This is a genomic window from Streptomyces katrae (genome assembly GCF_000966975.1).
Classification (GTDB): domain Bacteria; phylum Actinomycetota; class Actinomycetes; order Streptomycetales; family Streptomycetaceae; genus Streptomyces; species Streptomyces katrae.
In genome coordinates this window covers 21,051-29,175 of record NZ_JZWV01000079.1, presented here as the reverse complement: position 1 = coordinate 29,175, position 8,125 = coordinate 21,051, and the positions used below count along the sequence as shown (strand labels likewise).

Annotated in this window: 7 protein-coding genes; 4 read left to right on the top strand and 3 right to left on the bottom strand. The window is 71.3% G+C overall.

Annotated features, from left to right (window positions below):
* On the bottom strand, window positions 1–1,643 hold a 1,643-nt coding region (locus VR44_RS04390; RefSeq protein WP_052713454.1), incomplete at its 3' end, for a polysialyltransferase family glycosyltransferase.
* Window positions 1,640–2,629, bottom strand: a complete 990-nt coding sequence (locus VR44_RS04385; RefSeq protein WP_045946018.1) for a glycosyltransferase family 2 protein — start codon at window positions 2,627–2,629, stop codon at window positions 1,640–1,642. The genes VR44_RS04385 and VR44_RS04390, both read right to left, overlap by 4 nt.
* Before the next feature lie 247 nt (window positions 2,630–2,876).
* Here VR44_RS04385 and VR44_RS04380 point away from each other — a divergent pair, with 247 nt between their 5' ends.
* From VR44_RS04380 to VR44_RS04365, 4 genes are read left to right on the top strand one after another with little or no spacing between them, the layout of a single operon-like run.
* The gene (locus tag VR44_RS04380) at window positions 2,877–4,154 is read left to right on the top strand and encodes a DUF6716 putative glycosyltransferase (RefSeq protein ID WP_045946017.1); all 1,278 of its coding nucleotides are present in this window, start codon (window positions 2,877–2,879) and stop codon (window positions 4,152–4,154) included.
* Complete coding sequence (locus tag VR44_RS04375) at window positions 4,151–4,951, top strand: acylneuraminate cytidylyltransferase family protein (RefSeq protein WP_245691599.1); 801 nt, start codon at window positions 4,151–4,153, stop codon at window positions 4,949–4,951. Before VR44_RS04380 ends, VR44_RS04375 begins: the two co-directional genes overlap by 4 nt.
* 6 nt (window positions 4,952–4,957) lie before the next feature.
* Entirely contained in the window at window positions 4,958–5,875 is a 918-nt protein-coding gene (locus VR44_RS04370; protein WP_045946022.1) for an N-acetylneuraminate synthase family protein, read from the top strand.
* Entirely contained in the window at window positions 5,872–6,936 is a 1,065-nt protein-coding gene (locus tag VR44_RS04365; RefSeq protein ID WP_045946015.1) for a hypothetical protein, read from the top strand. Before VR44_RS04370 ends, VR44_RS04365 begins: the two co-directional genes overlap by 4 nt.
* On the opposite strand, the gene VR44_RS04360 is transcribed toward VR44_RS04365, so the two are convergent.
* Entirely contained in the window at window positions 6,910–8,037 is a 1,128-nt protein-coding gene (locus VR44_RS04360; protein WP_045946014.1) for a PLL family lectin, read from the bottom strand. The genes VR44_RS04365 and VR44_RS04360 overlap by 27 nt on opposite strands.
* Window positions 8,038–8,125 lie beyond the last annotated feature (88 nt).

The window sequence follows — 8,125 nt, the reverse complement described above, 5'->3', positions numbered from 1 at the left end:
GAGATGTGTATAAGAGACAGCAGCCAGACCAGGGCGCGGGTGCTGTCCGCGGAGATCCGGGCGGCCCGCTCGATCGCCCGCACGGCCTGGTCGGTCTCCTTGCGGCGGATGTGGGCCTGGGCCATTCCGATGAGCAGGTCCAGGTTCTCGTGCTCGGGGAGCAGCCGGGCGCCGACCTCCAGGATGCCCTGGTCGTCCTTGGCCTCGACCAGGGAGGCGAACCCGCTGAGCGTGACCTCGGTGACGGGCAGCTCGTCCGGCTCGCCGCGCTCCCCGGCGCCGCGCAGGGTCCAGCCCAGGCCGCGCCGCCACTTCCAGGTGCGCGGGCCGGGCAGTTCCAGGCGGGCGCGGGTGCGCTCGTTGAAGTGCATGGACAGCTCTGGGCGGGCCTCCCACTGCTCGACGGCCGCCGCGACGTACTCCTCGGCCACCGGGCGGAGGAAGGCGTACCGCTTGGGCTGCATGCAGTAGCCGACGGCCTGGACGTACGGGGTGACCTCCGCGCGGATGTGCTCGACGTCGAGGATCCGGTCGGCCGGGGCGGTGGCCGCCGCCTCCGTGCCGGCCCCGGGGCCGGCTTCCAGGTCGGGGACCAGGGCGTGGGTGAGGGTGGCGGGGATGCGGTTGCTGTTGGCGTAGGGCCGCATGCGCCGGATGACCTCCAGCGCGCCGATCTGGGCGACGGGGATCCCGTACAGGGCGCGGGCGGTGAACAGGCCGGTGGAGAAGCAGCCGATGACCTGGCGGGGGCGCAGGTAGGCGAAGACCGTCTCGGCGAGGACGGGCACGTCCAGGACGAGGAAGGGCACGCCGGCCTCGCGGGCGGCCGCGGCGAGGGCGTCGGAGAGGCTGGAGGGGGCGCTGGGGTGCGGTTTGAAGACGACGGCGGTGTGCCCCAGCCGTACCGCGTGCTCGAACATGCGCCGGTGCAGGTCCTCCTCTTCCTCCTCGGTGAGGATGCCGAGGGGGGAGAGGTACTGGCCGAGGAGGAGGGCGGTCTGCGGGCCGTTCCGGGCCAGCTGCGGCGGGATCCTCCGGTCGAGGATCGGGCGGCACTCCTCGGTGAGCTCGGCCATCAGCGCGAGGACGGCGTCGGTGCGCACGGGCTCGGAGGGGATCCCGTACTCGGTGAGGAGCATGGGCAGCAGGGTGGGGACCAGGTCGAGGTAGAGGACCCGTCCGATCCGGCCGTGGATGGGGCGGGGCAGGTCGTTGCGGGTGGGGCCGTAGCTCATGACGCCGTCGGCGTACACGGCGAGGGTGGCGTCCGAGAAGATCTTGCAGAGGGTCTGGGCGGGCTTGACCTGGATGGACTCGACGACGAGTTCCAGGGGGCCGGGCCGGATGCCCATCTTCTCCCCCATCACGGTGCGCCAGAGGGGGGCGTCCTCGTCGCGGGGGCCCCACAGAGACGGGTGGAACGGGTAGATGAGGTCGTTCCAGTAGACGACGCGGTGGAAGCGGGCGAGGACGGCGGCGGCGCCGGGCATCCGGTGCAGCGGGGTGGCGACCTCGGGGATGTCCACGTTGTTGCAGACGAGCAGGATGCGCTCGCGGTCGTCCCGGCCGAACTGGCCGGCGTCGACGGCGGCGGCGACCGTCATGGCGCCGTAGAGGGTGGAGGCGGCGAATATCCGGGTCATCGGGCGGCGGCACCCTGGTGCTGGGACATCTGCTGGGACATCAGTGCTCTGAGCTTGTTCACGCGTACGGAGTCCATTCCCGCCAGGGTCCCTTCCAGGATGTCCTGGGGAAGGTCGAAGAGGGTCTGCGCGCTGCGTTCCCACAGCAGGGCCCGGGTGACTTCCTCGTAGTCCTGGGCGCGGTCCAGGTGAATGACGATGAGCGCGCACAGAGTTCGCATGGCCTTGAACGACAGTTCATATCCGCGCGGGTGGTGGGCGAGCTCGCCGAAAACCAGTCGGAAGGCCGGAAGGAAGTCCAGCTGCCGTTCGTCCGGGATCCTGGTGAGCGAAGTGGACACGTCCCGGCGGTAGAAGACGCCGTGGAGGTCGACCACTCCGAAGGAGCGCATCCGCAGGTGCAACTGGTAGAACCAGTGCCGGTCCTCCGCGGTCCGCAGGGACTCCTCGAAGAACAGCGCACCGGCCTGGCGCAGGCGTTCACGGTCGTAGATGCCGGCCCACACCGAGGGGTAGTCGATGAACGTGGAGGCGTCCACCGGCCCCATGTAGTCCAGGGGGTCGAGGGGAAGGGCCCGCGGGGCGAGCGGGGGCATGACGATCTTGCGTTTCTTCCCGTAGACGCGGACATGGCCGGTGCGCAGGAAATCGACCCCCGACTGGCTCATCCAGCCGACCAGTTGAGCGAGATATCCGGGGGCGTACCAGTCGTCCCCGTCGAGGAAGGTGAAAAAGCGTCCGCGGGCCGCGGCGAGGCCGATGTTCCGGGTCGCCGATATTCCCATGTTCCGCTCGTTGCGGATGAGCACGGCGCCGGGAATGCCGGGTACCATCTCGCGCAGGATCTCTGATGTCCCGTCAACGGACGCGTCGTCCACCACGATGAACTCGAAGTCCTCCCGGGCATTCAGGGCCAGGGACTTCAGCGTGGTCCGGCAGAAGTCGCGGACGTCACACATCGCGACGATTACCGAAAGGGTCACCATCGTCGGCACTCACCTTCTCCCCATTCACCGACACTCCGCCATCATGTCAGAGCCGGGGCGAGCGCCCGAACGGTGCTCGGTGTGTGACGTACAACTCCCCCGGCGGTCGAGGCCTATTCGTGACACATAAGACTCAGGTGAGGATGTAAGGTCTAACGGGCCGCGCGGCCATCCCGCCCGAGCCCACGTCCAGCTGCGGGCCCCGCCGACAGCAGTTGGGCTTCGCCGACCGACCGGGAATCCACCAGTGCGCATCCACGTGCTCGCAGACTCCGACACCCGCTGGAAATGGGGTGCGGGGCTGGCGGTGGGTCTGGCGCCGGGCAGCGAGGTCCACGCACACATGCTGCGCGGCCGGAGCACGCCGACCGCGCGCCAGCTGGCGGAGGTCGGCATCACCCCCTCCTCGATCACCGAGGCCACGCTCGCCGAGTTCGCCGCGGCCCCCGTCCTCGAATCGGCGGACGTGATCATCCTGGGCACCGTGGGCGGCGCCACCCACGCGGCCCTGCACGCGCTGGCCCGCCGTTTCGCCGGCGCCCCGTACCGGCCGATCCTGATGACCGGATATGTCGGCGTCGTCTACGAGAAGATGGCCGACGGTCTTCTCCTGCGGGCCGGGGCCGATATCGTCCTGGCCAACAGCCCTTTTGACCGGCGCCGTTTCACCGAGGTGTACGAACCCCTCGGAATTCCCGCTTCCAGCATCGTCCAGACGGCGCTCCCCTTTCTCGACGAGCGCCCTTACGACCCGGCCCGGACTTTCGCCGAACACCCTTATACGGTGTGCTTCGCCGTCCAGCCCTCGGTGCCCGCCGACCGTAACGGCCGGATGTACATGCTGCGCCGCGCGATATCCCATGCCCGGCTACGGCCGGGGCGTGACGTGCTCGTGAAACTCCGCAGCAAGCCGGGTGAGGCGACCACCCATGTGGAGGCGTTCCACTATCAGGTCCTCGCGGAACAGCTGGACGAACCGCTGCCGCCCAATCTGCATTTCGTCTACGGCAACATGTCGCAGACCCTCGACCGTACCGATCTCCTGGTGACCGTCAGTTCCACCGCCGCGCTCGAATCCATGCACCGGGGAATGCCGACCGCCATCCTGAGCGATCTCGGAGTCCGGGAGATCCACGGGAACCACTACTTCACCGGCTCCGGCTGCGTCACCGACTGGACCGCCATCGACGAGGGCGCGGCCCCGATCGCGCACGAATCGTGGACGGTCGACCAGGGAATCCGCTCCACCGACCCCTTCGGCGAACTCCGGAACCGCATCGCCGAATTGCGCGGCCGCCCGCTCCCCCCGATCACCCCCTACTACACGGCCGCGAGCGCACCCGAATACGTCGGTACGCTGCTGCGCCGCCGGGGCCTCGATCCGGACGGCTCCCCCGGCCCGGGCGCCGCCGCGGCCCGCTCCCGCGGCCCGATGAGGCGCACCTCGCGGCGCGTGCTCAAGGTCGCCTACCAGTTCGGGGTCCAGCGCGTGGCCCCGAAGATCCAGCAGTGGGGCGGCGTATGAACACCCGTACGAGCGCCCCCTCCACCTCCCAGGAGAACAGCCCTGTGAACGTCACCGCCGTCATACCCGCCCGGGGCGGCTCCAAGGGCATCCCCGGCAAGAACGTGGCCGAGGTCGGCGGGGTGCCGCTGGTGGCCCGCGCCGTACGGGCCTGCCTGGGCGCCGGACAGGTGACCCGGGTCGCCGTGTCCACCGACGACGCGGCCATCGCCCGCGCCGCCCGGGAGGCCGGCGCGGAGGTGGTGGACCGGCCGGCCGAACTGGGCTCGGACCGGGCCTCCAGCGAGTCGGCGCTGCTGCACGCGCTGGACGTGCTGGAGGAACGTCACTCCGAGGCCGTGGACGTGCTGGTCTTCGTCCAGTGCACCAGCCCCTTCATCACCTCCGAGGAGGTGGACGAGGCCGTCCTGGCCATCGTCCGCGACGGCGCCGACTCCGCCTTCACCGCCGTGCCCTTCCACGGCTTCCTGTGGACCGCCGACCCCGGCCACGGGGCCGGCCACCGGGCGCGGGGCGTCAACCACGACAGCGCGGTCCGGCTGCGCCGCCAGGACCGTACGCCGGAATACCTGGAGTCGGGCGCCGTCTACGCGATGCGCGCCGAGGGCTTCCGCCGCAGCGGTCACCGCTTCTTCGGCCGGACCCAGCTCGTCCCCACGGCCCCCGAGCGGGCCATCGAGCTCGACGAGCCCGGCGACCTCGACCGGGCCCGGGCCCTGGCCCCCCTCCTGGACCCCCCGCAGACTTCGGCGACCCCGTCGCCGCAACCCGAGCAGTACCCCGGAAAGGAACTCTGAACAGTGGTGCACAGCAACCGGATCCGCCGGATCGGAAACAGGGAGGTCGGCGCCGGCCGGCCCACCTACGTGATCGGCGAGATCGGGATCAACCACAACGGTGAGCTGGCCAACGCCCTCGCGCTCATCGACGCGGCCGCCGACGCGGGCTGTGACGCGGTGAAGTTCCAGAAGCGGACCCCCGAGATATGCACCCCGCGCGACCAGTGGGACATCGAGCGGGACACGCCCTGGGGCCGGATGACGTACATCGACTACCGCCACCGCGTCGAGTTCGGCGAGGACGAGTACCGGGCCATCGACGAGCACTGCGCGAAGCGCGGCATCGACTGGTTCGCCTCCCCGTGGGACACCGAGGCCGTCACCTTCCTGGAGAAGTTCGACGTACCCGCGCACAAGGTGGCCTCCGCCTCCCTGACCGACGACGAGCTCCTCCTGGCCCTGCGCGCCACCGGCAAGACGGTCATCCTGTCCACCGGCATGTCCACCCCGCAGCAGATCCGGCACGCCGTGGAGGTCCTCGGCAGCGAGAACATCATCCTGCTGCACGCCACCTCCACCTACCCGGCCAAGGCCGAGGAGCTGAACCTGCGGGTGATCAACAGCCTGGAGGCGGCCTACCCCAACGTGCCCGTCGGCTACTCGGGGCACGAGACGGGCCTGCAGACCACCGTGGCCGCCGTCGCCATGGGCGCCTGCGCCGTCGAGCGGCACATCACCCTCGACCGCGCCATGTGGGGCTCCGACCAGGCGGCCTCCGTCGAGCCCGGCGGCCTGGCCCGCCTGGTGCGCGACATCCGCACCATCGAGACCGCCCTCGGCGACGGCGTCAAGAAGGTCTACGAGTCCGAGCTCGGCCCGATGAAGAAGCTCCGCCGCGTCCAGAGCACCCTCCCCGCCGAGGATGTGACGGCCCCGGCATGACCGAGACCCTCGCCCTGGTGGAGAGCCCGGCTCAACTACTGAATGTCCTGGAGTGGGCCCACGCCCACCCGGGCGAGGCAGCGTCCCTCACCATCGCCGTGCTCCAGCCGGTGGACCCGCGCTCCCGCGCCCAGGTCCGCCGGCTGTGCCGGTACGCCTCGCAGGCCAAGGTGGTCTGGCGGCGCTACGAGGTCCGCGCCGGCTACCTGGGGCGGGCCGGCGAGCTGGTCCGGCTCGGCCGCGCGGTCGCGGCGGCCCGGCGCCTGGTGATCGGGGACCTGTTCTCCCGCACCATCCAGCTGCTGCTGCCGCGTTCACGGGCCCGCGAGGTCGTCGTCGTCGACGACGGCACCGCCACCACCGAGCTGGTGGCGCTGCTGACGAGCGGGCAGCAGCTGACCCGCTGGCACCAGGGGGACGCCAAGACCGCCAAGGGCGGCCCGGTGAACCGGTGGCTGGCCCGCGAGGAGCTGGAGCGGGCCGTCTTCTTCACCTGCATGCCGGTGGCCGCGCCGCCGGGCGCCGAGGTGCGGGCCAACGAGTACGCCTGGAGCCGGACCACCTTCGGCCCGGCCCGCCCCCGGCCCGGGACGGACCTGGCGGGCAGCTCCCTGGTGGAGACCGGGGTCATCGACGAGGACCGCTACATCGAGGCCGTCGGCTGGATCTCCCGCACCCGGGCGGCCGGCCGCTACCTGGCGCACCGCCGCGAGAGCGCGGCCAAGCTGGACCGGATCGCCGAGCTGACGGGCATGGAGATCGTCCACCCCGAACTGCCGCTGGAACTGACCGCGCTGACCGAGCCCATCGGCCTGTCCCTGCTGACCTTCGCGTCCACCATCGCCTACACCCTGCCGATCGTGCTGCGGGGTGCTCCGGTACGGGTGGAACTGTGCGAGATCGACGACGCCTGGATCACCCCCGACACGGCGGCCCGCTCGGTGGACTTCCTGCGGCGCATCTCCAGCCTGGCCGTCGCCCGGCACGGCCTGGCCAGCATCCCGCCGCAGGGCCGGCGGCGCACGGGCGAGCGGTCAGAAGCGCTGCCAGCGGCCCAGTGAGAGGCCGGAGCTGTCCTTCTGCCGGTTGACGAGCAGTTCCCCCCGGGCACTGATCGAGGCGATGACGACCAGCCCGTGGGCGTCTACGGCGAGGGCCGGGGAGTCCGGGCACTCCTCACCGATCGCGGTCCACCAGAGCCCGGCCGCCTCGTTCTCCGTCGGGTACGCGGCGAGTGCGGTACGCCCGTCCGCCCCGCGGTGGGCCAGCACCGTGCAGTCGTACCCGTCCACCAGCGCGCGTACGGCGGCCACCGCCCCGTACGCCGGGCCGCCGCCGAGGGCCATCACCCCGGCGCCCTCGCGGTGGGCGTACACCCCGCTCCCGTCGGCCGCGTGCCAGAAGTGCGTGACACGGCGCGGTGCCGTCTCCAGGGCGGCGAGCGAGCCGTCCCGGGCCAGGTACGGCACCACCTCGCCCATTTTCAAGGGGCCGCCGGGCGCGTCCTGCGCCCAGAAGGTGAGCCCCTTCTCGCCGGGGGCGGCGAAGCCCGTGAGCCCGTCGGCGGTGGAGGAGGCGCAGCCCCCTTCGAAGGTCATGCTGCCCCGCAGGTCCTCCCACCGGCCCCAGTTGCCCTTGCTGTCCTGGCGCTTCATGTGGATGCCCCGCCCGTTGTTGCGGACGAAGATGTGGGGCGCGCCCTGGGCGTCCACGGTCACGGTCGGCGGGCCGCCGCGCAGGGACATCTCGACGTTGTGGTAGAGGGTGCCGAGGGATTCCCAGGGGCCGATCGGGCGGCCGCTCTGGTACTGCACGGCGTGGTGGTAGGTGAGGGTCTCGGTGTCGCCGTTCGGGGCCCGGCGACGGCCCGTGAAGTGTGCGTACCCGTCGGGGCCCTGACCCACCGACAGGTCGGTCAGGCCGTCGGCCGGGAAGAAGTCGGGGCCGTTCCAGCCGGGGCCGCCGGGGACCTGTTCGGTCCAGCGAAGGAGACCGCCCCCGGTGCGGGCGTACGCGGTGAGCCGTCCGTCCTTGCCGGCCAGGACCCAGCGTCCGGTCAGGGGCCCCAGGGCCGCGGGGTTCCCGTCACGGGCGGGGGCCGGGGACGGTCCCGAAGGGCGCTGGGGGGATTTGTTCGGACTGCGTCTGGATCGCGTCGCCATGGACCGCAAGCAACCCTTCCCCTTCACGATTCGAACAGAATCAGGATACCCCGGGGGTCCTCCAGCGGGGTCCTGCGTCTATGTTGGA